The following is a 25717-nucleotide window of genomic DNA, read 5'->3' on the forward strand; positions in this document are numbered from 1 at the left end:
CGCGATCTTCGGCCTCGCAGCCGATTCCCCGATGAGGGAGGAGGGCAGGCAAGATGGGTGGGTGACCCTCATCGATCAGCTGCCGCCGACTGCCGACCCCGACGCCCTGTACGAAGCCTTCGAGTCGTGGGCCCAGGAGCGCGGCCTCACCCTCTATCCCCACCAGGAGGAGGCGCTGATCGAGGTGGTCTCCGGTGCGAACGTGATCGTGTCGACGCCCACCGGCTCCGGCAAGAGCATGATCGCGGCGGGCGCCCACTTCGCGGCGCTGGCCCGGGACGAGGTCACCTTCTACACCGCTCCGATCAAGGCGCTGGTGTCGGAGAAGTTCTTCGAGTTGTGCAAGATCTTCGGCACCGAGAACGTCGGCATGCTCACCGGCGACGCGTCCGTCAACGCCGACGCGCCCGTCATCTGCTGCACCGCCGAGGTGCTCGCGTCGATCGCGCTGCGCGACGGCAAGGGCGCGGATGTCGGCCAGGTCGTCATGGACGAGTTCCACTTCTACGCCGAGGGCGACCGGGGCTGGGCCTGGCAGATCCCGATCCTGGAGCTCCCGCAGGCGCAGTTCATCCTCATGTCGGCCACGCTCGGCGACGTCTCGATGTTCGAGGAGGACCTCACGCGGCGCACCGGCCGCCCGACGTCGGTGGTTCGCTCGGCGACCCGGCCCGTGCCGCTGTCCTACGAGTACAAGCTCACCCCGCTCACCGAGACTCTGACGGAGCTGCTGGACACCAGGCAGGCGCCGGTCTACATCGTGCACTTCACGCAGGCGCAGGCCGTGGAGCGCGCGCAGGCGCTGATGAGCATCAACATGTGCTCGCGCGAGGAGAAGGACCAGATCGCCGAGCTGATCGGCAACTTCCGCTTCACCACCAAGTTCGGCCGCAACCTCTCCCGTTACGTCCGGCATGGCATCGGTGTCCATCACGCCGGCATGCTGCCGAAGTACCGGCGCCTCGTGGAGAAGCTCGCGCAGGCCGGTCTGCTGAAGGTCATCTGCGGCACCGACACGCTCGGCGTCGGCGTCAACGTGCCCATCCGCACGGTGCTGTTCACGGCCCTGACCAAGTACGACGGCAGCCGCGTCCGCACGCTGCGCGCCCGTGAGTTCCACCAGATCGCCGGCCGCGCCGGGCGGGCGGGCTTCGATACGGCGGGCTTCGTGGTGGCGCAGGCTCCCGAGCACGTCATCGAGAACGAGAAGGCGCTCGCCAAGGCCGGCGACGACCCGAAGAAGCGCCGCAAGGTGGTCCGCAAGAAGGCGCCCGAGGGCTTCGTGGGGTGGACGGAGAACACCTTCGAGAAGCTCATCGCCTCCGAACCGGAGCCGCTGACGTCCCGTTTCCGCGTCACGCACACCATGCTGCTGTCGGTGATCGCCCGGCCCGGCAACGCCTTCGAGGCGATGCGGCATCTGCTGGAGGACAACCACGAGCCGCGCAAGCAGCAGCTGCGGCACATCCGGCGCGCGATCGCGATCTACCGCTCGCTGCTGGACGGCGGCATCGTCGAGAAGCTGGACGAGCCGGACGCCACGGGCCGCATCGCCCGCCTCACCGTCGACCTTCAGCAGGACTTCGCGCTGAACCAGCCGCTGTCCACGTTCGCGCTGGCCGCGTTCGAGCTGCTCGACCCGGAGTCGCCGTCCTACGCCCTCGACATGGTGTCCGTCGTCGAGTCCACGCTGGACGATCCGCGGCAGATCCTCGTCGCTCAGCTGAACAAGGCGAAGGGCGAGGCCGTCGCCGCGATGAAGGCGGACGGCGTCGAGTACGAGGAGCGCATGGAGCGCCTCCAGGACATCACCTACCCCAAGCCCCTGGAGGAGCTGCTCTTCCACGCGTACGACACGTACCGCAAGAGCCACCCGTGGGTCGGTGACCACCCGCTGTCGCCGAAGTCCGTCATCCGGGACATGTACGAACGGGCGATGTCCTTCACCGAGTTGGTGTCCTTCTACGAGCTGGCCCGCACCGAGGGCATCGTGCTGCGCTACCTCGCCAGCGCCTACAAGACCCTCGACCACAACATCCCCGACGACCTCAAGTCCGAGGACCTCCAGGACCTGATCGAGTGGCTCGGCGAGATGGTCCGCCAGGTCGACTCCAGCCTGCTCGACGAGTGGGAGCAGCTCGCCAACCCGGAGGAGATGACCGCCGAGGAGGCCCAGGAGAAGGCCGACGAGGTCAAGCCGGTCACCAACAACGCCCGCGCTTTCCGCGTCCTCGTCCGCAACGCCATGTTCCGCCGTGTCGAGCTCGCCGCCCTCGACCAGGTGGAGGAGCTGGGCGAGATGGACGCCGACGCCGGCTGGGACGCCGACGCGTGGGGCGAGGCGATGGACAAGTACTGGGACGAGTACGACGATCTCGGCACCGGACCCGACGCCCGCGGCCCGAAGCTCCTGGTCATTGAGGAGGAGCCGGCGAATCGTCTGTGGCGGGTCCGGCAGATCTTCGACGACCCGAACGACGACCATGACTGGGGCATCAGCGCGGAGGTCGACCTCGCCGCCTCGGACGCGGAGGGCCGCGCCGTGGTTCAGGTCACCGACGTAGGCCAGCTGTGAGCACAGGAGAATCCCACCCATGACGTCCAACCCGGCCGAGAGGCTCGTCGACCTGCTCGACCTGGAGCAGATCGAGGTCAACATCTTCCGGGGCCGCAGCCCGCAGGAGTCCCTGCAGCGGGTCTTCGGCGGCCAGGTGGCCGGCCAGGCGCTGGTCGCCGCCGCGCGCACCACGGAAGGCGATCGTCCCGTGCACTCGCTGCACGCGTACTTCCTGCGCCCGGGACGGCCGGGTGTGCCGATCGTGTACCAGGTCGAACGGGTGCGGGACGGCAGGTCGTTCACGACCCGCCGGGTCACCGCCGTGCAGCAGGGCCGCACGATCTTCAATCTCACCGCCTCCTTTCACAAGCCTGAGCAAGGGAGCTTCGAGCACCAGCTGCCGCCGGCCCGGAAGGTCCCGGACCCGGAGTCGCTGCCCACGGTCACCGACGAGATCCGGGAGCATCTGGGCACGCTGCCGGAGCAGTTGGAGCGGATGGCCCGGCGTCAGCCCTTCGACATCCGCTATGTCGACCGGCTGCGCTGGACCGAAGCCGAGGTCAAGGACGCCGAGCCGCGCAGTGCGGTGTGGATGCGCGCGGTCGGGCCGCTGGGCGACGACCCGGTCGTGCACACCTGCGCGCTGACCTACGCCAGCGACATGACCCTCCTGGACGCCGTCCGGATCCCCGTCGAACCCCTGTGGGGCCCGCGGAGTTTCGACATCGCGTCGCTGGACCACGCCATGTGGTTCCACCGGCCGTTCCGCGCGGACGAGTGGTTCCTGTACGACCAGGAGTCGCCGATCGCTACCGGCGGACGCGGCCTCGCCCGTGGGCGGATCTACGACCTGGAGGGACGCCTGCTCGTGTCCGTCGTCCAGGAGGGACTGTTCAGGGCGCTGTAGTCCGAGGAGTTGTGCGCCGGAGCCAGCTCAGCAGGCCGCGTGGCGGCTGCGGCTCCTGCGGGCGGGGCGGCCCGATGTGCCGGGGGTGTGCCGGCGCGGGGGCCCGCTCGGCCGTTGGACGGGGCGCGGGCCGCATGTCCCGAGCTTCCGCCAGGACCGCCGTCAGGTCGGCACGTAGCAGGCTGATCTCGTCCGGGTCGTCCGCCGTCATGATCCTCTCGGCGATGAGGGAGGAGGGCGACCCCGGGGCGCCGGATGCCGGTGGCCCCGGCCGGAAGCGGTTCAGGTGGGAGCGTTCATAGGGGTCCGGGACGATCTCCGCGATCTGGACGGGATCGAGGAAGGCGGCCAGCGCGCCTGCGCTCTCCCACGGGTCCTCGGCCTGGCGCAGCAGGAATCCGCGGTGGCGCCCGCGCCAGTTGCGCGGACGCAGGTCCACGCCCGAGTCCAGCATGCCGCGCAGTCCTTCGGGCATACGACGGTCGTTCAGCAGCGAGGCGTGGTTCTCTTCAGCGGCGAACCGCTTCAACTCCTCGGCCAGATACAGCCAGACCACGGCCCGATAACGGTTCAGATACCACTTCACCGGCACCACCAGACCCAGGCGGGCGAGACGCGTGAACCTGCCGGCGGGCACGTCCATGACGTCCGCGCCCTCTGTCGTGCCGACGACGTGGACACGGTCCAGCAGGGAGCCGGGGAAGCCGTCCCCCGAACCCACCCGGTCGATCTCGGACCGTGGGACGCGTCGGCCCCCACCTCCCTCGTCCGGCACCGTCCGGATGAGCCCGAGATGGATGGCGAGCTCCAACTCCCCTCGCTTCAGCCCCAGTTCCCGGGCCGCGCGACTCGGCGTGCAGGCGGAGCGGTGCGTGTTCGTGATGGTGTCGCCCGACATGGTCGATCTCCCCCGTGGAGTCAGTGGCTCACGCTCCGTGCGCTCGCCGTGACAAAACCGTAGCCGCTCCGCCGATTCTCGTGGCGAGCCTGTGGATAACTTCGCGGGGGAAGGCGAAACAGCAGGTCAGAGGTCTGTGAGTGGTGCCCGTTCGGGCTGTCGGGCGTCGACGTCGAGGTGCTCGCCGACCCGGTTGACGAGCAGGGTCATCTCGTAGGCGATCTGGCCGATGTCGGCCTCCGCGGCGCTGAGCACGCACAGACAGCTGCCGGTGCCCGCCGCGGTGACGAACAGCACGGCGTCGTCGAACTCCACCATCGTCTGACGCACTCTGCCCGCGCCAAAGTGCCGTCCCGATCCCTTGGCCAGGCTGTGCAGCCCTGACGAGACGGCGGCGAGGTGCTCGGCGTCCTCACGCCGCAGGCCCGTGCTCGCACCGGTCACGAGACCGTCGTTCGACAGCACCAGCGCGTGTCGCACGTGGTCGACGCGTTTTGTCAGATCGTCCAGCAGCCAGTCGAGCCCCTGGTTCTGAGCCATGGTCCGGTCTCCCCGTGTAGATGTCTCCCCCTGCACCGGAGGAACTCTTCGCCACCCTTCCTGACGATCCGTCCCTCGGGCAAGGAGGATGGGGGCATGGCGAAGAAGATGACCGATGAGGAATGGCGGGCGTTCGTCTCGCACGGCACGCGCACCGGAAAGCTGTCGACCGTGCGGGCCGACGGGAGTCCGCATGTGACGCCGATCTGGTTCGTGCTCGACGGGGACGAGTTGGTGTTCAACACCGGCAGTTCGAGCGTGAAGGGGCGCAATCTGGTGCGGGACGGCCGGGTGGCGCTGTGTGTGGACGACGACCGGCCGCCGTACTCCTTCGTGGTGATCCAGGGCCGTGCCCGGGTCTCGGAGGATCTTGAGGAGCTGAGGCGCTGGGCCGGTCGCATCGGCGCGCGTTACATGGGTGAGGAGCGCGCGGAGGAGTTCGGCGCCCGCAACGGCGTCTCCGGTGAACTCCTCATCCGCGTCACGATCGACAAGGTGCTCGCCGAGCAGGACGTCGCCGACTAGCAGCGGTCCGACGGCCGGTCGACCCCCGACGAGGGCACGGTCGAATCCGGTCAGCCGACGGAGTTGAGCAGCCGGGCGGTGTGCATCCGCCCGGCGTACTCCACGAGTCGGATCAGCACCTCCTTCCCCGAGTCACGATCCCGGGCGTCGCAGAGCACGACCGGCGTTCCGCCGTCGAGGTCGAGGGCGCGTGAGACGTCCCCGGCTCCGTACGTCCGGGCGCCCGCGAAGCAGTTGACGGCCACGACGAACGGGATGTGCCGGTGCTCGAAGTAGTCCACGGCGGGGAAGCAGTCCTCCAGGCGCCGGGTGTCCGCGAGGACCACCGCGCCCAGGGCTCCCTGCGACAGCTCGTCCCACAGGAACCAGAAGCGGTCCTGCCCCGGGGTGCCGAACAGGTACAGCGACAGGCCTGACCGGATGGTGATGCGTCCGAAGTCCATGGCGACGGTCGTGGTGACCTTCTGGGCCACACCGCCGGTGTCGTCCACCAGTTGTCCGGCCTCGCTGAGCATTTCCTCGGTGCGCAGCGGTCTGATCTCGCTGACCGCGCCCACCAGGGTGGTCTTGCCCACGCCGAACCCACCGGCGACAAGTATCTTGAGCGCCAGGGCCGACGTGTCGCCGTCGGAGGCGTCGGAGTGCTCGGAGACCATGGATCACTTCTCTCGGGTGTACTGGCATCGGTGGACGTCGCTGTGCGCAGTCGGCATGTCGCCGTGCGAAGTCAGCATCATGGCAACTGGCGCTGCCCTTCGTGGGTTGGATCGCTTATTGACCGCATCTACAGCGCTCGCAGTCCTTCGATCACCTCGCGCAGAATCCGTTCGTCAGGCAGCTGCGCGGGCGGTATCGGACGGCTGACGGTGACGTGGCCCCGCTCCAGGAGGTCGCCGAGGAGCACCCTGACCACGCCCACGGGGAGATCTGCGCCCGCGGCGAGTTCCGCGACCGACTGCGTCTCGGGCCGGCACAGCTCGATGAGGGCCCGGTGCTCCGGCCCGAGGGCGGTGTCGTCGTCGGTGCCCCGTGCGGTGCCGGCCAGCGTGACGAGGGCGATCAGGTCGAAACGCACCCCGGAGGGGCCCGACTTGGTACGTCCGCCCGTCACCGCGTACGGGCGGACCAGGGGCCCGGCCTCGCCGTCGTACCACTGGCTGCCCTGCTCGTGCGGGGCGTCCTTCGTGTCGTCGGTCATGTGCGCGGACCGCCCTTCCGGCTCATCGCGAGGCAGGCGGTCGCGCGGCGGCCCGCGTCGGCGTGCAGAGATGCTCACCGACCCGCTTGACCAGCCGCGCCATCTCGTACGCCACGAGTCCGATGTCGGCGGTCACGGCGCTGAGCACGGCGATGCAGGAGCCGTCGCCCGCGGCCGCGACGAACAGGAAGGCGTCGTCCATTTCCACCATGGTCTGGCGGACGCCGCCGGCGCCGAAGTGCCGGCCCGTGCCCTTGGCCAGGCTGTGGAAGCCGGAGGCGACCGCGGCGAGATGTTCGGCGTCCTCGCGGCGCAGACCGGTGGACGCGCCGACGGCGAGTCCGTCGTTGGACAGCACGACGGCGTGCCGCACCTCGCTCACGCGCACCACCAAGTCGTCCAGTAGCCAGTCGAGTTCGCCGGAGCGCTGGGCGGCTCTCATGCTCGGATCCTGGATCATGCGGGGTCTCCTTCGGTGCTGTCGCCGTGCGGTGCGGATTCGGGGTCGCCGCCGCGACCGGGCTGCCTGCCACCGCCGCGCGCCCAGCCGTCGCGGTAGGCCGTCATGCGGTCCCTGACGACTTCGGGGGTGCGCCGGTCGTCTTCGTGCATCGCGGTCGACCCCGCGTGTTCCTCGGGGCGTCCCTCCCGCAGTTGGGGCGCGAGGCTCGCCTGGCGTACGCGGCGCGGGAGGTCGTCGGAGGCTTCGGAGTCGTGCGGTGGGCGGTGCAGTCTCAAGGTGGTGACTCCGGGGGGTGCGGTGTGGTTCCTGGTCTCCGCGGCGGCCGGCGCGACCGTCGCGGGAGCAACCAGCGCCGGCCGGTCGGCGGCCGCCTGGACGGGCTCCTGCTGCCGGTCGGGTGCGGTCACGCGCGCGTACTCGTGTTCCGCCGGCCGCTGGGCGTCCGCCGTCGCGGCGGGGGAACGTTCCGCCGAAGCGCTGTGCAGCAGGGCGGTGGGCAGCAGGACGACCGCGGTCGTGCCGCCGTAGGGCGAGGTGCGCAGGTGCACCTTGATGCCGTGCCGGGCCGCGAGCCTGCTGACCACGAAGAGGCCCAGTCGGTCGCTGTCGAACAGGTCGAGTGCCTCGGACTGTTCGATGCGCCGGTTGGCCTCCGCCAGGGTCTCCTTGCCCATCCCCAGCCCACGGTCCTCGACCTCGACGGCGTATCCGTTGCCGACGGGCTCGCCGGTGATGCGCACGCGCGTGTGGGGAGGCGAGAACTGGGCGGCGTTCTCGACGAGTTCGGCCAGCAGGTGGGTGAGGTCTGCGACGGCCGCGCCGATGATGGAGGCCTCGGGGAGCTGACGTACCTCCACGCGCGCGTAGTCCTCGACTTCGGAGACGGCCGCGCGCACCACGTCGGTCAGGGAGACCGGCATCCGCCAGGCCCGTCCGGGCGCCGCCCCGGAGAGGATGATCAGGCTCTCCGCGTGCCGTCGCATGCGGGTGGTGAGGTGGTCGAGCCGGAACAGGTCGCTCAGTTCGTTCGGGTCGTCGGAGCGCCGTTCCATGCTGTCCAGCAGGCTGAGTTGACGGTGCACGAGCACCTGGCTGCGGCGCGCGAGGTTGACGAAGACCCCGGAGATGCCGCTGGCGAGCTCGGCGCGCTCCACGGCGGCCCTGAGGGCGGCCCGGTGGACGGTGCCGAGAGCCTCGCCGACCTGACCGGCCTCGTCCTCGGCGGGTGGTCCGGGCGGAGCCTCTGCGCGGATGTCGATCTCCTCACCGGCGCGCAGCTTCCGCATGGCTTCGGGAAGTTTGCGCCGGGCGATCTCCAGGGCGCTGTTGCGCAGGCTCACCAGCTCGACGACGAGGCCGCGGCCGATGCGTACGGAGATCACGAGCGAGGCGGCGACGGCGACCAGGCCGAGGAGGACCGCGGCACCGGCCGGGGTGAGCAGGCCGCGGGCGAAGGGGTCGGCGCGCTCCGCGACATCGCGCCCTGCGTCCTGCTCGATGGCCCGCATTCCGCCCTGTACGCGTGCGTGTGCCGTGTTCCAGGCGGCATCCGTCGCCGTGTCGATGGCACCCGCGCCGGGCGCCGCGCCGAGGACCCTGTCCTCGACGGCCGCAACGGTCGCGTAGTCGCCGCCGGCGGCGAGGCTCTGCCAGGCCGCGCGTTCCGGGCCGCGCAGGTCGGCGACGGCGGACTCGGTGAGCGTACGGCGGGTGTCGACGGCGCCGGTGAACAGCCGCAGCCGCTCTCCGTCGAGGCGTCCGGCAAGGCGTGCGCTGTCCAACACCACGTCCTCGCGGGCCAACGCCTCACCCGCGCGGGCGAATTCGAGCAGCACGCGCGCGTCGGAGCCGAGTTCGGCGTCCTGGATGCCGGTGAGCGCGCCGTCGACCTGGAACGCGGTCGCGATGGTCGTGGTGTACCGGCCGTAGACCTCGTTCCAGCCCGATCGGCGTTCGAGCGCGGCACTGCGGACGGTGCTCAACTGCTCCGCGCCGCCGACGAAGGCCTCAAGTCGGCCGGCCACCCCGGCGGGGAACCCCCCGCTGTCGGCGACCGTGTCACGGTCCCCGAGCCTCAGCCGCGATACCGCCCTGTCCGTGTCCCGGGCCCGCTCCCTCAAATCGTCGCGCCGCCCGTCCGACGGGTCGGTGGCGTACCGCACGGCGGCCGCCCGTTCGGCCTGGAGGGCGGCCACAGCGACGGCGACGGGTTCCCTGATCTCGGAGTCGACCAGCTGCAACTGGCGCAGCCCGGCGACGTCCTGGGCGGTGGTGACAGTGGCGTAGGCCCACAGGGCGAGCAGCGAGACGACGGGCACCATCAGCAGACAGATGATCTTGGCGCGGACTGTGCGCGGCCGTATGTGCCAGTGCTGCGCGCGCGTGGCCGCCGTGGACGGGTCGTCCGGTGGCCCGTCCGGCGGCTGCTCAGGCCCTTCATAGGCCGGTGGTCCGGCATGGGCGCGGCGGCCGCGTACCGGTGGCGGGGACGGCGTCTCGGCGCCGGATGCTGTGGTCCTACGGGGTGTACGCATGGCCTCCTCGCTCGGAAGTGGTTCGGGGGCGTGCTTCCCGGGCCCTCGCCGGTCCCGTGCCGTCGCTAACCGGCGACACTCTCGGCCGATCTCTGGGCCGCGGTGGACGCCTCGCGCTCCCCCGTCGTGGGTGACAGCGCGACGAAGGCGGAGGTCAGGAAGAGGTAGGACCCGAGGCCGACGGCGAGGGGGAAGATGAACTGCATCGCCGTGGCCCCGGGCAGGACCTCGTCGGAAGGCGTGACGTCGACGGCGACCGCGAACATGCCGGTGTAGTGCATGCTGCTGACCGCCGCGCCCATGATCAGCGAGGCGATGGTGACGGCGACGGGCGACTTAATGTTGAGCGCCGCCCACAGGGCCGCCGTCGCAGCGACTACGGCGATCAGTACGGACAGCCCGACGAGGAGGGGGTCGTAGGTGACGTCCCCATGCAGTCGTACGGCGGCCATGCCCAGGTAGTGCATGCTCGCGACGCCGAGCCCGGTGGTGAGCCCGCCCAGGAAGAGCGCGCGGGTCCGGTCACGGCTGTAACCGACCGCGAAGACGCCTGCGCAGACGACGAGCATGGCGACGAGCAGGCTCAGGATGGTGAGCGGCACGTCGTAGCGGATGTCGGTGCCACTGACGCTGAAGCCCAGCATGGCCACGAAGTGCATGGTCCAGATGCCGGTGCCGATCGCCGTGGCGGCGGTGACGAGCCAGTTGCGGCGCGATCGGCCGGTGGCACCGAGCGCGCGGACCGTGCAGCGCAGTCCGAGCGCGGCGCCGGTGCAGGCCATCGCGTACGACAGCACGGGGGTCAGCCAGCCGAGAGCGGCGTGGTCCAGGTGTCCCATGACCCCGGGACGCTAGCCGGGGCAGGGGCGCACGCAGGGGGCGCATTTCGAAAGCTGTTGGAATATGACGTGGAGATGCACCGGAACGACCGCGTCACGCTCGAACGTGTGCACAGCGGTGTCATCCGTGCCGGTGAGGGATCATGCGGAGCATGAGCGACGACCACACACATGTGCAGGAGTTCTTCACCGCCCGTGCCGCCGACTGGGACAGCCGGTTCCCCGACGACGGGCCCGCCTACGCGGCCGCGGTCGCCGAGCTCGGACTGCGCGAGGGGGCTCGCGTGCTCGACGCGGGCTGTGGCACCGGGCGCGCCCTGCCGTCGCTGCGGGGCGCCGTGGGGCCCTCGGGACTGGTCCTGGGGGCCGATCTGACCCCGGCGATGCTGGAGGCCGCCATACGGGCCGGACGCGACGCGGACGGACAGCTGCTGCTCGTCGACGTGGCCGCGCTGCCGTTGCGGTCGGAGTCTCTCGACTCCGTGTTCGCGGCCGGGCTCATCGCGCATCTGCCCCATCCTGCGGAGAACCTGCGGGAGCTGGCCCGCGTGGTGCGTCCCGGCGGCACGCTCGCGCTGTTCCATCCGATCGGCAGGGCTGCGCTCGCGGCCCGCCAGGGCCGCCGGATCACGCCCGCCGACCTGCGCGCCGAGCCCAACCTCCGGCCGCTGCTCGCCGGTTCCGGGTGGCGCATGACGTCGTACGTCGACGAGGACGACCGCTTCCTGGCGCTGGCTGTACGGGAGGCCTGACGGCTCGGGCGCTGAATGGGCAACAGAGGTGCGAGGGGGCGCACGGGCTTGGAGGGACCGTCAGGGCGAACGCCCGCGTGAAGTCTTCGGGCCGCAGAGAGCCCTTCACCGCGTCGTCCCTCTTCTGCCGCCGGGACTCCAACTCTACGTTGAATAGCACCAGATGAACGATCAACCATGGCACCACACAGAGGGGGAAGGTGGTCAGCATGTGGGGCAGGGTGCGCAAGTCGTGGGTGAGATTCCTCGATGCCTTTCGCGCGGAGGCGGACACCGGCCGGGACACGCAGAGGCACAACCTGTTCGAGGCCGCCGCCGTCTATGTGTCGGCCTGCGCGGAGGACGACCAGGATCAGATCGACGAGGCGGCAGGCTGGGTGTCCCCGGAGGCCCTGTCGTTCGGGGTGAATGAGCTCGCGTGCCGCGCCGTCATCGCGCTCGCCCGGGAGCGCGACGAGTCGCCGCAGACGGTGGCCCGGTCCCTCCTCGGACTCCCGGCAGCCTGACTGCGTTGGCGAAATCGTGGTCGTTTCGCCCCGTCCGGCCGGAAAACTGCAGCTCCGGGTATCCCTGGGAGTCGTGACAAGCTGCTTCCGGTCGCACTAGGGTGCGCGCCGATGGACGAACCGATGGGGAGGCTGGGATGGCCGGGACGGACGAGGAGGCCGTCGCCGCCGCGGACGATGCGCTCTACGTGCTCACGGCGGTGTTGCTGACGCCGGCGAAGTTTCCGAGCGTGCTGGGCGACGACTATCCGGAGGCCTGCGCGGCGCTCGGCCTCGCGCCGCTCGCCGACGGCTACGGCCTGGTCCTCGGCCAGGACGGCGACGGCGCCCGATGGACCGTCGTCATCGACGACGTCTCCCTGGTCGCCGTCGCCATCGCGTCGTGGGACTGCGGCATGGAGTACGACCTGTCACCCGACGAACGTACGGTCGTGGCCGGCCTGCCCGGGTGGCCGCTGGCGGTCGCCGTCGCCGCGCCCAATGTGCCGGCGCCCCACGATCCCGCCCCGGACATCGCGGACGGTCCGCCGCTGACCCCGCCGGACACAAGCGTGTGGGGCCCGGCTCAGCGACGTCTGGGCGCCGACGAGATCGCCCTGCAGTGGGCGACCTGGCGGGAGCAGCTCGACGACACCGAGTTCGCGACGGCGGGCAGTGCGTCGACACCAAGCGGTACGTCGACGGTGGGCAGCTCGCCGGATTCGGATTCCTCCGCGTCCGCGGACGCGGAGGGGAGCGAGGGCACGGGCCCAGCCGAGCAGGCCGCGGACCCGGAGAAGGTCGAGACAGGCGAGAAGGCCGAGGCCCAGGCCGGCCACAGCGGCATCCGGCGAGTCCTCGCGGAGGCACGCGCGTACGTCGACTCCCCACCGCCCCTCGGCCGTGTCCGGTCCTCCTTCGCGCCCGGCGACGCCCGGACCCTGCGCGCGGACGGTCCCGGCTGGTCGCTCGTCGCCAGGACCGACGACATCGCCTTCGTGCTCCTGGACGACGAACCCGGCGAGGTCCTGCCCGTGGGCCGCGGACCGGAGCTGCCGGGGCTGCTGGAAGCGCTCGACAAGATGGCCGTACGACCGATCTGAGCCGACGCGGGGGGGGGCGCGTCGGCGCCGCCTGCCCCACGCCTTGAGGGCCCCAGGACCGGCGGCAGCGATACAGGCGCAGACGGAACCCGGACCGCCGAGCGCCGGTGCACGGGTTCACAGGTGAATCAGCCCAGGGCCATCGGGCCACCGGGCCATCCAGGCTCGCCGCGGCGAGACCATGAGCCCCTCCAGCTCCAGCACCCCTGTCCCGAGCCCCCACCCCACGGCAGCGATCCATGTGGGCCCAGCCCATGGCTGGCACGGAACCGGACACGCACCATGAGGCAGCTCTCGCGGTTCCGCTCTCTCCGATGCCCCGTCTCCCTGCTGCCAGGAGGCCCTCATGCGCCTGTCCCGGGCTGTTCCGTTCGTCGCCGCCACGCTGCTGGCCGCTGCCATGAGCGGGCCGGCTCCCGCAAGGGCCACGACAGTTGGCGATCAGCACTGCGCCCGCCAGGACCGCGTACGCGTGCCGGGCGCGGCCTTCCAGCAGAGTGCCTGTCTCCTGGATCTGACGACGACCGCGCTCGCCGGTACGCCCTACACGGACATGGCCGACCAGGCCGGGCTGACGGCGCTGGGCACCCGAACCCCGACCGGCGTTCCGGGGATCCAGATCGACGGCTACTTCCCCGACTCCTCTCGGTTCAACGCCACACACGGGTGGCGTCACGACGCGCAGTTCGTGATCCGGCTGCCGGACCGCTGGAACGGCGGGCTGGTCGTCACCGGGGCCCCTGGCACCCGCAAGCAGTACGCCACGGACACGGCGATCTCCGACCAGGTGCTCGCGCTGGGCTACGCCTACGCCGCGACCGACAAGGGCAACAGCGGCGCCGACTTCTACCGGGACGGCAAACGGCCCGGTGACGCGGTCGCCGAGTGGAACGCGCGGACCACCCAGCTCACCCGCGCCGCCCGTAGGGCGGTGGCCCAGCGCTACGGGCACACCCCCCGTCGTACCTACATGACCGGCATCTCCAACGGCGGCTATCTGACGCGCTGGCAGCTGGAGAACCATCCCGAGCTCTACGACGGCGGGGTGGACTGGGAGGGCGCTTTGTGGACCACGGACGGCCCCAACCTGCTCACCTCCCTGCCCACGGCAGTGGCGCGCATGCTCGGCTCCGCCCGGGACAAGGACCTGTACGCGGTGGGCTTCGCGCGGGGCTCGGAGTTTCTGTGGCCGTACCACGAGCAGGCCTACTGGGGAGTCACCCAGAAGATCTACCGCGCCGAGTTCGACCCGGCGTATGACAACGGCTGTCCCGGTCCGACCGTCGGAACCACCCCGGCGCAGATCCTGTCGCCGTGTCCGGCCGATGCCACGTACGACTACGCATCGCGCCCCGCGTCCGTCCACCGTGCCGTGGCCCGGGTCGCTCTGACCGGGCGTATCGGCCGCCCGCTGATCACGTTGCACGGTGATCTGGACGCGCTGCTGCCGAAGGCAGCCGACTCCGACGTGTACGCGCGCATGATCGACGCGAGCGGGCGGGGCCCGCTCCACCGCTACTACACGATCGCGGGCGGCACGCACGTCGACGGGCTGTACGACACCTATCCGGACCGGCTCCGGCCGATCCTGCCCTGTTACCGGTCGGCGTTCGACACCCTGGTCTCCTGGGTGGAGCGAGGCGCCCGACCGCCCGCGGGCCGTACCGTCGACCGACCCGCGAGCGGCGATGCGCTCAATTCCTGCCCGCTGTCCGCCCCTGTCGCACCGGCGGCCGGGTGATCGTCAGCGACCGATCTCCTTGCGCGTGGCACGGCGCAGCCTGCGCCGCTGGGACGGGTCGAGCGTGAGGTACGCGGCGGCCGGGACTCCCAGGACTATCAGGAGCGCGGCCCACCAGGGCAGCCAGATCAGCAGGATGAGGCCGGCTGCCACACCTCCCGCGGCGATCTTCGCGTTCTTCGACATGTGCGTCGCCTCCTTCGCGGCCACTGCCGCTCTCTGTCCTCAAAACGGACCCGCGCCCCCTGCGGTTCCGGACCGCGACCCTGAGACGACCCTGAGGTGCGGCCCTTACTGGTCGCGGAGGTCCGTGGACGGCCGAGATGCGGTCGACGCTAGGCCAGCGCCCCGGACTCCGCACAGGAGGGATACCCACACCCATCGAGAGTGACCCAGGTCACAGGATCGCCGCGCCGGGTGGACCGTCGAATGCTGTACTCTCGGCCACTCCAAACAGAGTAGTCAAATTTGAGGAGCGCTGCAGAGCTGTGCCGAGGCTTCCCGAGGCGACACCGTCCGAGATCTCCGAACTGGCCCGGTGCTGCGCGGTCTTCGTACCCGGCGATCCTGCGCGCACCGGCCGGGTCGCGTTCTGGCGAGCTGACGGCGGCGCCGTTCCGCTCGTCGCGTCCGGATCCGTCGAAGCTCTGGACGTCGTCCTGCCCGGCGAGGACGGTGTGGAACTGGTGAGCGTGCCGGCGGTTCTGCTCCCGCTGCGTGCCGCCCTGCCCGCGCTCACGCGTGCGCGTACCGCCACCGAGGCGCACCGAGCGGGCGTCTTCTGGGGCTCCGCCACCGTGCTGGCCCTGCAACTCGTCGCACGCGGACTATTGTTGCCTGGGCTGTCGTCGGACGACCACGACGCCTGGCGCGCCGGTCCCCTGCGCCCGGAGGACGTGGAACGCGTCCGCGCCCTCGCCGCGGCCATGCCGCCCGAAGCGCACGCGGTGCCGCTGGACGGCGTGGAGCCGCTGAGGCTGGCGGATCCGGAGCGGCTGGTACGGGCATTCCTGGACGCGGTCGCCGACACTCTTCCCCGCTCCCCCGCTGCCACGCTTGTGACAGGAGGGCCCGCTTACGCGGCACAGGAGCCGCAGCACGCGCCCGCGCTGCGCGCGTGGGCCGCCGATGTCGCCGCGGGCCACGACGCGGGCGTACGGCTCTCCCTGCGGCTAGAGGTCCCCGGTCTCGCCGAGGCGGTACAGGACGACGCCGCACTGTCGTTCCGGGCGGTGCTCCAGGTGCACAGCGTGAGTGACCCGACGCTGGTCGCGGACGCCGCCGACGTGTGGGCGGGATCCGATGCCTTCGGCCCACGCACGCGGATGGACGCCCTGCTGGCGCTGCGTCGCGCCGCGCGGGCCTGGGCTCCGCTCACGCCGCTGCTGTCGGCTGCCGTACCGGACGCCGTGGACCTCGCCGACGAGGAGGTGACCGACCTCTTGGGGGAGGGCGCTCGGACCCTCGCCGGTGCCGGCGTGGACGTGCACTGGCCGAAGCAGCTCGCGCGCGAACTGACCGCCCGCGCGGTGATCGGTCCGCCGGACGACGAGTCCGCGCCAGGCAGGCTCTCGTCCGACACGCCGTCCTTCCTGTCCGCCGACGCTCTGCTCGCGTTCAACTGGTGGTTCGCGCTGGGCGACCAGCGGCTCACGCGTGAGGAGCTGGACCGCTTGGCGGAGGCGAATCGCCCGGTGGTGCGGCTGCGCGGTCAGTGGGTCCTCGTCGACCCTCAGGAGGTGCGCCGCGCCCGCGCGCAGCAGGACCGCAAGGTGACGCCCGTCGACGCGCTGAGCGCCGCTCTGACGGGCTCCACCGAGGTGGACGGCCGCCAGGTCGAAGTCCGGCCCACGGGCTGGCTGGCGGCACTGCGCGAGCGCCTGGCCGACCCCGAGGCGCAGGAGCCGGTGGGCCAGCCGGCCGAGCTCGCGGCCACACTGCGGGACTACCAGCGTCGGGGCCTGAGCTGGCTGGCCCGGATGACATCCCTGGGCCTGGGCTGCTGCCTGGCCGACGACATGGGACTCGGCAAGACGATCACGCTGATCGCGCTGCATCTTCACCGGCAGTCCGACGCCTCCTGCGCCGGTCCGACGCTGGTGGTGTGTCCGACGTCCCTGATGGGCAACTGGCAGCGGGAGATCGAGAAGTTCGCGCCCGGCACGCGCGTGCGCCGCTTCCACGGGGCGCGGCGCGACCTGGACTCGGTGGCGGACGGGGAGTTCGTGCTCACCACGTACGGCACGATGCGCCTGGACGCGCGCCGGCTGGCGGCAGTGCCGTGGGGCATGGTCGTGGCGGACGAGGCCCAGCATGTGAAGAACCCCTACTCGGCGACCGCGCGGGAGCTGCGTTCGATCGGCGCACACGCGCGTGTGGCGCTCACCGGCACCCCGGTGGAGAACAACCTGTCCGAACTGTGGGCGATCCTCGACTGGACGACCCCGGGCCTGCTCGGCCGTCTCGGCACGTTCCGCACGCGCTACGCCCAGGCCGTCGAGGGTGGGCAGGACCCGGCCGCCGCGGAACGGCTCACCCGGCTCGTACGCCCGTTCCTGCTGCGCCGACGCAAGTCGGACCCGGGCATCGCGCCGGAGCTCCCGCCGAAGACGGAGACCGATCGTGCCGTGTCCCTCACCGCTGAACAGGCGGGCCTGTACGAGGCCGTGGTCCGCGAGACTCTGGCGGCGATCTCCGAAGCGGACAGCATGGCGCGACGCGGCCTGGTCGTGAAGCTCCTGACGGGCCTGAAGCAGATCTGCAACCACCCGGCGCAGTACCTGAAGGAGGAGCGACCGAGGATCAACGGGCGCTCGGGGAAGCTGGAACTGCTGGACGAACTACTCGACACCATCCTCGCCGAGGACGCGAGCGTGTTGATCTTCACGCAGTACGTGCAGATGGGACGCATCGTCGAACAGCATCTGGCCGCTCGCGGTGTGCCCTCGCAGTTCCTGCACGGCGGCACGCCCGTCGCCGAGCGCGAGGCCCTGGTGGAGCGCTTCCAGAGTGGTGAAGTGCCCGTCTTCCTGCTGTCGTTGAAGGCTGCGGGCACCGGCCTGAACCTCACCCGCGCGGAACACGTCGTGCACTACGACCGCTGGTGGAACCCCGCCGTCGAGGCGCAGGCCACCGACCGCGCGTACCGCATCGGCCAGACCCGGCCCGTGCAGGTGCACCGGCTGATCGCCGAGGGAACGATCGAGGACCGCATCGCCGACATGCTGAACCGCAAACGGGAGCTCGCCGACGCGGTGCTCGGCGCGGGCGAGGCGGGGCTCACGGAGCTGACGGACGCGGAGCTGGCCGATCTGGTGGAACTGCGAGGGGGCGCGCGATGACTCGGTACGACGGTGACTTCGAGCGGACGTTCGCGGCGCTGGCGCCCGCGCACGGAAGGGGGTTCGCGCAGACGTGGTGGGGTCAGGCCTGGCTCAGGGCGCTTGAGGAGACGGCGCTGGATTCCGGGCAGCTCAAGGCGGGCCGCAGGCTCGCGCGCGCCGGAGCGGTCGGTGCGGTGTCGGTACGCCCGGGGCGCATCACGGCCGTGGTGCAGGGGCGCGACCGTACGGCTCACCGGGCCGACGTGCTGCTGGAGGAGCTGACCGCGGACCAGTGGGACCGGTTCCTGGACACGGCGGTGGAGCGGGCCGGGCACGTGGCCGCGCTGCTGGACCGCGAGATGCCGCCGCACCTGGTGGAGGACGCGGCCGCCACGGGTATCGAACTGCTGCCGGGCATGGGCGATCTGGAGCCGGAGTGCGGCTGCGGCGCCTGGGACCACTGCGGGCACACGGCGGCCCTCTGCTACCAGGTGGCACGCCTGCTGGACCAGGATCCCTTCATCCTGCTGCTGATGCGCGGACGGAGCGAACGCGCCCTCCTGGACGACCTCCAGGCCCGCAGCGCCGCCCCCGTCCCCAGCCGACCCGCACCGTCCGAACGGTTCGAGCCGGACGGCGTGGACGCCGCGGAGGCGTATGCGACGGGCGGCATCCTGCCTCCGCTGCCCGCGCTCCCGGAACTGCCCGCCGAGCCGGGAGTACCGCCGTCCCTGGACACCGAGACCCCTCCCGAACCCGGCGTCGACCCGGCCGCGCTGGAGTTCCTGGCTGCCCGCACCGCGGCGGAGGCACACCGTCTGCTCGCGGAAGCGCTGCGGGCAGATCCGGAACAGCACTTCACCGAAACGGAGTTGCGGCTCGGTCAGGACGCGGTCCGCCTTGCCGCCGGCTCCCCCCACGCGGGCGTGGCCGAGCGGCTGGCCGACGGTTCGGGGCGCGGCCGGGAGGGGCTGACGGCGGGCGTACGCGCCTGGCACCTCGGCGGTGTCGCCGCACTGTCCGTGCTCGACGAGGAGTGGACCGTGGAGGGCGAATCGCTCGCACGCGCGCGTGCCGCCCTGGAGTCGGCCTGGGACGAGGAGGAACGGCCGGCTCTGCGGGCGAAGGGCAACCGGTGGACAGTCGTGGGTGCGCCCGGTCAGCTGCGCCTCGGCCGGGACGGACGCTGGTGGCCGTACCGCAAGGAACGGGGCCGCTGGATGCCCGCGGGAGGTCCGACGCAGGATCCGGCGACGGCGTTGGCCGCGGTGCGGTACGCGGACGAGGAGCAGCCGTAGGACGGCCTGTGGTGGGGCAGGAGGGGTGATCGCCAGTGGTGGGGCAGGCCCGGTTGAGGGGCAGACCGAAGCGTCGGCTGTCATCCCGCCAAGTGGCGCCGGGCGAACGGGCGTGTCTGCCGGGCCAGTTCGCTGACGGCCACTTCGGCTCGACGAGCGCCCGTCGTTCCGCGTTCACCCTGCGGTCGCATGGCGTTCCTCGCGGGCTCCAAATCTGGCCGCTGTCAGCGAACTTGGTCCTCAGGAGGCCCGAATGTCCCCGCACGCCACAGGCCGGCGCCGCGCCCACCGTTTCGTCGCCGGGGGCGTCCCCCTCGCCGTGATCGCGGCGCTCGTGGCCGCCGGGCCCGCCATCGGCGCCGGGGACGGGCAGGTCGACGCGCACGTCGTGCGTACGGCCACGCTCGGCGACATCCCGCTCGGCGCGTTCAGTAACGCGTTGCTGCCCGGCAGCGTGGACAACGACCGGGGCGTCGACCTGGGCGGCATAGGCAGCGACATCTACCCTGCCGGCCGCAAGGGCGAGTTCTGGACGGTCACCGACCGCGGTCCGAACGGCCAGATCAAGGTGGACGGCACGAAGCGCCGTACCTTCCCCGTGCCGGGCTTCGACCCGGCGATCGTGAAGATCCGGGTGACGGGAGACACCGTGAAGGTGCTCGACGCGATCCCGATCACGACCGCGTCCGGCAAGCCCGTCACCGGGCTGTCGAACCAGAAGGGGCGCGACGAGGCGCCGTACACGTATGACGCGCGGACTCCTCTGACGTACAACCCCAACGCGCTGGACACCGAGGGCATCGTGCGGGCCGCCGACGGGAGTTTCTGGCTCGTCGACGAGTACGGGCCCTCCCTCGTGCACGTGTCCGCGCGCGGGAAGGTCCTCACGCGCTATGTGCCCGAGGGCCTCGGCCTTACCGGCGCGGACTACCGGGTCGTGGAGGCGCTGCCCTCCGTCCTGCTGAACCGGAAGATCAACCGCGGCTTCGAGGGGCTCGCCCAACTGCCCTGCGGCGACCTGGTGATCGCCGTGCAGAGCCCGCTCTCCCTGCCGGACAAGGATGCCGGCGAGGCGTCGCGCACCACGCGGCTTCTGCGCTTCTCGCCGAAGAAGAAGGCGGTCACCGCGGAGTACGCGTACCGCTTCGACCCGGTGAACGTGGTGGACCCGAGCGAGGACGACACCTCCGAGCTGAAGATCTCGTCGGTCGTGGCCGTGGGCGGGAACCGGCTGCTGGTCGAGGAGCGCACCGACAAGGCCGCGCGGCTCCAGCTCGTGCGTCTGGACCGTGCGGCGAACATCCTCGGCAGCCGCTGGGACGACGCCACGACGTCCCCGTCGCTGGAACAGCTCGACGACCCTGCGGCGTCGGGCGTGCCGGTGCTGTCCAAGCGGCTGGTCGTCGACCTGGGCAAGGTCGCCGGTGTGCCCGGGAAGATCGAGGGCGTCGCGCGCGTGGACCGCGACACGCTGGCCCTGATCAACGACAACGACTTCGGGATGACGGACGGCGCGGACGCGTTCGACGCCCAGGGCCGGCTCGTCGACAGCGGTATCGAGACGTCCGTGGTCTACGTGCGGCTGCCGCACGGCATCTGACGGCCGATCAGGGCACCTGGTTCGCAGCGGCACGTGTGCGTGGCCGCCGGGGAGCGGTACGCGCGCGTGCCGCTCCCCGCTGCATGCCCTAGGGCAGTTCGTCCGCCAGTGACGGGAGCAGCGACTCCAGGTCGCTCGGAAGGCCGCTCGGCAGTTCGGTGGGGAAGCCCGACGGCAGGGACGTCGGAAGTTCGCTCGGCAGCTTGCTGGGCAGCTCGGTCGGGATACTGAAGGACGGCCTGGGTGAACCGCTCGTGCTGCTCTGTGCGGGCGGGTTCTCGTCGGGCGAGTCGTCGCTGCCCGAGAACGTCAGAACCACGGCCACGACGGCTCCGACGACCACGATCGCGGCGAGCAGGATGAGGAGGGGATTGCGCCGTCGGCCCGGTCCGCCGCCTCCGTCCGGCTGCTCCGGAGGGGGCCAACCGCCGTACGAGGGCGGGTCGTTGTCGCCCGGAGGGGGTCCGTAGCCTCCCGGGGTCCCATAACCCCCGGTCGCCCCGAAACCGCCTGTGGACCCATGGCCCTCTGTGGTCCCATGGCTCCCTCCCGCCCCCTGCCCTGGGCCGAAGCCCTCGGGAGGCGGTCCGAAACCGCCGCCCGGAGGCGGCGTGTCACCCGGCGGTCCTGGCGGCTGAGGAGGTACGGGCGGCATGGCCATACCGTCCAGAGTCGCCGCGTCCGGGTCGGGGCGCGACCCCCACGTTGGAGTTAATACGGGTTCAAGCCATGGATTGCATGATTCCGGAACATTCCGCGCCCAGAGCGATCATCGAGCCGTTCCGCGTGTGACCGGGTCTGTCGACCTGCGGTCACACGCGGTCGGGCACGCGCGCGTGGTCTCAGCCGCGGGCACCCAGAAGGTGGTCCATGGCCAGCTGGTCGAGACGCTCGAAGGCCATCCCGCGCGCGGCGACCGCCTCGACGTCGAACTCCTCGAAGGCCGTGCGGTCGGCGAGCAGCGTCTTGAGGCCGTCGGCGGCCGTCGGCTGAGCCAGTTCGTTCAGCCGCGAGGCACGCAGGGACTCCTGGACCTCCGGGTCTGCGCGGAAGGCGGCCGAACGCTCCTTCAGGATGAGGTAGTTGCGCATGCAGCCCGCGGCCGACGCCCACACCCCGTCGAGGTCCTCGGTCCGCGGCGGCTTGAAGTCGAAGTGGCGCGGCCCGGCGTAGCCGGCGCTCTCCAGGAGGTCGACCAGCCAGAAGGCGGCACGCAGGTCGCCGGCGCCGAAGCGCAGGTCCTGGTCGTACTTGATACCGGACTGGCCGTTGAGGTCGATGTGGAAGAGCTTGCCCGCCCACAGCGCCTGCGCGATGCCGTGCGGGAAGTTGAGTCCGGCCATCTGCTCGTGGCCGACCTCGGGGTTGACGCCGTACAGCTCGGGGCGCTCCAGGCGCTCGATGAACGCCAGCGCGTGGCCGACCGTGGGGAGCAGGATGTCGCCGCGCGGCTCGTTCGGCTTGGGCTCGATCGCGAAGCGCAGGTCGTAGCCCTGGGAGATGACGTACTCGCCGAGGAGGTCGAAGGCCTCCTTCATGCGGTCGAGAGCCGCGCGCACGTCCTTGGCGGCTCCGGACTCCGCGCCCTCGCGGCCGCCCCAGGCGACGTACGTCCTGGCACCCAGCTCGGCGGCCAGGTCGATGTTGCGGATCGTCTTGCGCAGGGCGTAACGGCGCACGTCGCGGTCGTTGGCCGCGAACGCGCCGTCCTTGAAGACGGGGTGCGTGAAGAGGTTGGTGGTGGCCATCGGAACGGCCATGCCGGTCGCGTCGAGCGCCTCGCGGAAGCGCTTGATGTGCCCCTCGCGCTCGGTGTCGGAGGACCCGAAGGGAATCAGGTCGTCGTCGTGGAAGGTGACGCCGTGGGCGCCGAGCTCGGCCAGGCGCTGCACCGTCTCGACCGGGTCGAGGGCACGGCGGGTGGCGTCGCCGAAGGGGTCCCGTCCCTGCCAGCCGACGGTCCACAGGCCGAAGGTGAACCTGTCTTCGGGGGTGGGCTGGTAGCTCATGCCGCGGCTCCTTGGTGCGTACGACTATTTCGTCATGGCCGTTTACAAATTAGTATGCGCTCGCATCCCTGGGAAGAGACAAGATGTCTTTGTCACCCGATGTCTTCGTCACCCACGTAGTCACCCACGTCCTTGTCGCCTGATCGCTTCGACCCGCAGAGCCGCGGAAAAGGGAGAGCCCGATGTCAGCAGCCGAGGGTCCGCTCGTCGTCGGCGTGGACACGTCCACGCAGTCCACGAAGGCGCTGGTCGTCGACGCCTCGACCGGGCAGGTCGTCGCGAGCGGCCAGGCAGCGCACACGGTGTCCTCAGGGGCCGGCCGCGAGAGCGACCCGCGCCAGTGGTGGGAAGCCCTGTGCGAGGCGCTGCGCCAGTGCGGCGACGCCGCTCACGAGGCCGCCGCGGTGTCGATCGGCGGGCAGCAGCACGGCCTGGTCACGCTGGACGGCCGGGGCGAGCCGGTACGTCCGGCGCTGCTCTGGAACGACGTGCGCTCGGCCCCGCAGGCCCGCCGGCTGACCGAGGAGCTGGGCGGCGCGAAGTTCTGGGCCGAGCGCACGGGCTCGGTTCCGGCCGCATCCTTCACGGTCACGAAGTGGGCCTGGCTCGCCGAGAACGAGCCCGAGTCCGTCCGCGCCACCCAGGCCGTACGCCTCCCCCACGACTACCTGACCGAACGCCTCACGGGACAGGGCACCACCGACCGCGGCGACGTCTCCGGCACGGGCTGGTGGGCGTCCGGGACGGAGTCGTACGACGAGGAGATCCTCGCGCACGTGGGGCTCGACCCGGCGATGCTGCCCCGCGTGGTCCGGCCCGGTGAGATCGCGGGCACCGTCCGTGACAGCCACGACCTGCCGTTCTCCAAGGGCACCCTGGTCGCGCCCGGCACCGGGGACAACGCCGCCGCCGCGCTGGGCCTCGGCCTGCGGCCGGGCACGCCCGTGCTGAGCCTGGGTACGTCCGGCACGGTGTACGCCGTGTCCGAGCGGCGCCCTGCCGACCCGACCGGCACCGTGGCGGGCTTCGCCGACGCGCACGGCGACTGGCTGCCGCTGGCCTGCACCCTGAACTGCACCCTGGCCGTCGACCGTCTCGCGACCCTGCTGGGCCTCGACCGCGAGGCCGTGGAACCCACCACCGCCCTCACACTCCTGCCCTACCTGGACGGCGAGCGCACGCCGAACCTGCCGAACGCCTCCGGCATCCTGCACGGCCTGCGCCACGACACCACCGCAGGCCAGCTCCTCCAAGCCGCCTACGACGGTGCCGTGCACGCGCTGCTCGGCGCCCTGGACCTGGTCCTGGACGACGACGCGGATCGATCCGCCCCGCTGCTGCTGATCGGCGGCGGCGCCCGGGGCACCGCCTGGCAGCAGACCGTACGACGGCTGTCGGGGCGCCCGGTGCAGGTCCCCGAGGCCAAGGAACTGGTCGCGCTCGGCGCGGCCGCCCAGGCCGCGGGCCTGCTGACCGGCGAGGATCCGGCCGCGGTGGCCCGGCGCTGGAACACCGCGCGCGGGCCGGTCCTGGACGCCGTGGAGCGGGACGAGGAGACGCTGGCCAGGATCAGCGGGGTACTCTCCGACGCGGCCCCGCTACTGGCGCGGGCCACCGAAGCTCACTGAGGACTGACGGAGGCATGACCGCACCGCTGCACGAGGCCCACCCGACAGGCGCCGGGCGCGCGCTGCCCAACACGCAGCAGGGCATGCGCCGCCGCAATCTCGCCCTGGTGATGCACACCGTCAGCGCCGAGGGTCCGCTCTCCCGGGCCGCCGTCGCCTCCCGTATCGGGCTGACGCGTGCGGCGGTGTCCACTCTCGTCGACGAGCTGATCCGCTCGGGGCTGCTGGAGGAACTCGGTCCCGAGCGGCCCGGCCGGGTGGGCCGCCCCGGGTCGGCGCTCGCCGTCAGCGGGCGCGGTCCGGCCGGGATAGGCGCGGAGATCGGCGTCGACCATCTCGCCGTGTGCGCGGTCGATCTGCGTGGCGAGGTGCGGTCCAGGGCCGTACGGCACGGCGCGAACCGAGGCCGGGACCCCGAACCGGTGGTCGAGGAACTCGACGAGCTGGTGCGCCGGGTCGTCGCCGAGGCCGAGCGCGAGGGGCTCTGGCCCGCCGGCCTGGCGGTCGCCGTGCCGGGTCTCGTGGCGCGCGACGCCCGTACGGTCGTGCGCGCCCCCAACCTCGACTGGCGCGACACGGACCTGGCCGACCTGCTCCGGACGGACTTCCCGCTGACCGTGGGCAACGAGGCCGACTTCGGCGGCCTCGCCGAACTCTGGCTCGGTGACGGCACCCCGCGTGACTTCCTGCACGTGTCGGCGGAGATCGGCATCGGTGCCGCGGTCGTGGTGGACGGGATGCTGCTGCGTGGAACGCGTGGTTTCGCGGGCGAGTTGGGCCATGTGCCCGTCGAGCCGTACGGCCCCGAGTGCCCGTGCGGGGGGCGCGGATGTCTGGAGCAGTACGCCGGCGAGGAGGCAGTGCTGCGGGCGGCGGGGCTGGAGCCCGGTGAGGACCGCGTCGGGCTGCTGGCCAGGCGTGCCGCGGAGGGCGACGAGGACGTACGGCGCGCTCTGCGGGACGCGGGAACGGCGCTCGGTATCGCGCTGACGGGCGCGGTCAATCTGCTGGACCCCGAGAGCGTGGTGCTGGGCGGCGCGCTGGCCGGGCTCGCGCCCTGGTTGCTGCCGTCGCTGGAGGCCGAGCTCGACCGGCGCACCGCGGGGCCGGCGTGCCCGGTGTCGGTGTCTCGGCTGGGGCCCGAGGGGCCGTTGCTGGGGGCTGCGCACTCCGTGGTGCGCGGGGTGCTGGACGATCCGGTGGTGGTGGCGGAGCGGGGCTGATCGCAGGCGTCGGGAGGGCTTGATCCAGGCCTCGGACGGGCCTGCTCTCAGGACTCGAACAGGCCTTGCTCCAGGGCGAGTTCACTCGTGTGAG

22 protein-coding genes are annotated in these 25717 nt (G+C 71.6%); 12 read left to right on the forward strand and 10 right to left on the reverse strand.

Translation table 11 applies throughout. The features are described 5' to 3' along the window. The first annotated feature begins 61 nt into the window (after positions 1–61). Positions 62–2575 (forward strand): DEAD/DEAH box helicase, encoded by a 2514-nt coding sequence (locus OG254_RS07125; protein ID WP_405578473.1) that lies wholly within the window; start codon positions 62–64, stop codon positions 2573–2575. Positions 2576–2594: 19 nt separating this feature from the next. Further along, positions 2595–3464 (forward strand): acyl-CoA thioesterase, encoded by an 870-nt coding sequence (locus OG254_RS07130; protein ID WP_405578476.1) that lies wholly within the window; start codon positions 2595–2597, stop codon positions 3462–3464. Here OG254_RS07130 and OG254_RS07135 read toward each other — a convergent pair. Further along, positions 3451–4362: a DUF6397 family protein gene (locus OG254_RS07135; protein ID WP_405578479.1), complete on the reverse strand. Its 912-nt coding sequence runs from the start codon at positions 4360–4362 to the stop codon at positions 3451–3453. The genes OG254_RS07130 and OG254_RS07135 overlap by 14 nt on opposite strands. 126 nt (positions 4363–4488) lie before the next feature. Further along, positions 4489–4902 carry a roadblock/LC7 domain-containing protein gene (locus tag OG254_RS07140; protein ID WP_147997492.1) on the reverse strand — a complete coding sequence of 138 codons (414 nt, stop codon included), beginning with the start codon at positions 4900–4902 and terminating at the stop codon, positions 4489–4491. Between the two features lie 96 nt (positions 4903–4998). On the opposite strand from OG254_RS07140, the gene OG254_RS07145 reads away from it, so the two are divergent. After that, a complete protein-coding gene (locus OG254_RS07145; RefSeq protein WP_405578482.1) occupies positions 4999–5427 on the forward strand; it encodes a PPOX class F420-dependent oxidoreductase in 429 nt (142 codons plus the stop codon). A gap of 50 nt (positions 5428–5477) precedes the next feature. On the opposite strand, the gene OG254_RS07150 is transcribed toward OG254_RS07145, so the two are convergent. The 5 genes from OG254_RS07150 to OG254_RS07170 all read right to left on the reverse strand — a co-directional run bounded on the left by OG254_RS07150 (position 5478) and on the right by OG254_RS07170 (position 10461). Next, positions 5478–6083 carry an ATP/GTP-binding protein gene (locus OG254_RS07150; protein ID WP_351194223.1) on the reverse strand — a complete coding sequence of 202 codons (606 nt, stop codon included), beginning with the start codon at positions 6081–6083 and terminating at the stop codon, positions 5478–5480. A gap of 128 nt (positions 6084–6211) precedes the next feature. Next, a complete protein-coding gene (locus OG254_RS07155) occupies positions 6212–6625 on the reverse strand; it encodes a DUF742 domain-containing protein (protein ID WP_405578485.1) in 414 nt (137 codons plus the stop codon). Positions 6626–6647: 22 nt separating this feature from the next. After that, positions 6648–7085: a roadblock/LC7 domain-containing protein gene (locus OG254_RS07160; protein ID WP_351194220.1), complete on the reverse strand. Its 438-nt coding sequence runs from the start codon at positions 7083–7085 to the stop codon at positions 6648–6650. Next, positions 7082–9622, reverse strand: a complete 2541-nt coding sequence (locus OG254_RS07165) for a nitrate- and nitrite sensing domain-containing protein (protein WP_405578488.1) — start codon at positions 9620–9622, stop codon at positions 7082–7084. Before OG254_RS07165 ends, OG254_RS07160 begins: the two co-directional genes overlap by 4 nt. 65 nt (positions 9623–9687) lie before the next feature. Beyond that, positions 9688–10461: an MHYT domain-containing protein gene (locus OG254_RS07170; protein WP_405578491.1), complete on the reverse strand. Its 774-nt coding sequence runs from the start codon at positions 10459–10461 to the stop codon at positions 9688–9690. 152 nt (positions 10462–10613) lie between these two features. On the opposite strand from OG254_RS07170, the gene OG254_RS07175 reads away from it, so the two are divergent. From OG254_RS07175 to OG254_RS07190, 4 genes are all read left to right on the forward strand, one after another. Next, on the forward strand, positions 10614–11213 hold the full coding sequence (locus tag OG254_RS07175; protein ID WP_405578495.1) for a class I SAM-dependent methyltransferase: 600 nt from the start codon (positions 10614–10616) through the stop codon (positions 11211–11213). Positions 11214–11422: 209 nt separating this feature from the next. Continuing rightward, positions 11423–11719: a hypothetical protein gene (locus OG254_RS07180; protein WP_405578498.1), complete on the forward strand. Its 297-nt coding sequence runs from the start codon at positions 11423–11425 to the stop codon at positions 11717–11719. Between the two features lie 137 nt (positions 11720–11856). Further along, positions 11857–12801 (forward strand): hypothetical protein, encoded by a 945-nt coding sequence (locus tag OG254_RS07185; protein ID WP_405578501.1) that lies wholly within the window; start codon positions 11857–11859, stop codon positions 12799–12801. 346 nt (positions 12802–13147) lie between these two features. Then, positions 13148–14542 carry a tannase/feruloyl esterase family alpha/beta hydrolase gene (locus OG254_RS07190; RefSeq protein ID WP_405578504.1) on the forward strand — a complete coding sequence of 465 codons (1395 nt, stop codon included), beginning with the start codon at positions 13148–13150 and terminating at the stop codon, positions 14540–14542. 3 nt (positions 14543–14545) lie between these two features. Here OG254_RS07190 and OG254_RS07195 read toward each other — a convergent pair whose 3' ends face one another. Continuing rightward, complete coding sequence (locus tag OG254_RS07195) at positions 14546–14728, reverse strand: hypothetical protein (RefSeq protein ID WP_147997481.1); 183 nt, start codon at positions 14726–14728, stop codon at positions 14546–14548. A 302-nt stretch (positions 14729–15030) separates the two neighbouring features. Here OG254_RS07195 and OG254_RS07200 point away from each other — a divergent pair, with 302 nt between their 5' ends. From OG254_RS07200 to OG254_RS07210, 3 genes are all read left to right on the forward strand, one after another. Then, the gene (locus OG254_RS07200; protein WP_405578508.1) at positions 15031–17883 is read left to right on the forward strand and encodes an SNF2-related protein; all 2853 of its coding nucleotides are present in this window, start codon (positions 15031–15033) and stop codon (positions 17881–17883) included. After that, on the forward strand, positions 17880–19163 hold the full coding sequence (locus OG254_RS07205) for an SWF or SNF family helicase (RefSeq protein ID WP_405578511.1): 1284 nt from the start codon (positions 17880–17882) through the stop codon (positions 19161–19163). The genes OG254_RS07200 and OG254_RS07205 overlap by 4 nt, the downstream gene beginning before the upstream one ends. A 253-nt stretch (positions 19164–19416) precedes the next feature. After that, complete coding sequence (locus OG254_RS07210) at positions 19417–20763, forward strand: esterase-like activity of phytase family protein (protein WP_405578514.1); 1347 nt, start codon at positions 19417–19419, stop codon at positions 20761–20763. Between the two features lie 88 nt (positions 20764–20851). Here the strand turns inward: OG254_RS07210 and OG254_RS07215 are convergent, their stop codons facing one another. Both OG254_RS07215 and xylA read right to left on the reverse strand, forming a co-directional pair. Further along, positions 20852–21088, reverse strand: a complete 237-nt coding sequence (locus tag OG254_RS07215; RefSeq protein ID WP_405578516.1) for a hypothetical protein — start codon at positions 21086–21088, stop codon at positions 20852–20854. Positions 21089–21605: 517 nt separating this feature from the next. Beyond that, positions 21606–22772 carry a xylose isomerase gene (gene xylA, locus OG254_RS07220; protein WP_405578519.1) on the reverse strand — a complete coding sequence of 389 codons (1167 nt, stop codon included), beginning with the start codon at positions 22770–22772 and terminating at the stop codon, positions 21606–21608. Between the two features lie 182 nt (positions 22773–22954). Here xylA and xylB point away from each other — a divergent pair, with 182 nt between their 5' ends. Further along, positions 22955–24400 carry a xylulokinase gene (gene xylB / locus OG254_RS07225; RefSeq protein ID WP_405578522.1) on the forward strand — a complete coding sequence of 482 codons (1446 nt, stop codon included), beginning with the start codon at positions 22955–22957 and terminating at the stop codon, positions 24398–24400. A gap of 14 nt (positions 24401–24414) precedes the next feature. After that, positions 24415–25623, forward strand: a complete 1209-nt coding sequence (locus OG254_RS07230) for an ROK family protein (RefSeq protein ID WP_405578524.1) — start codon at positions 24415–24417, stop codon at positions 25621–25623. The last annotated feature ends 94 nt before the right edge of the window (positions 25624–25717 follow it).

The organism is Streptomyces sp. NBC_01092 (assembly GCF_045039535.1).
In the GTDB taxonomy this organism is placed as follows: Bacteria; Actinomycetota; Actinomycetes; order Streptomycetales; family Streptomycetaceae; genus Streptomyces.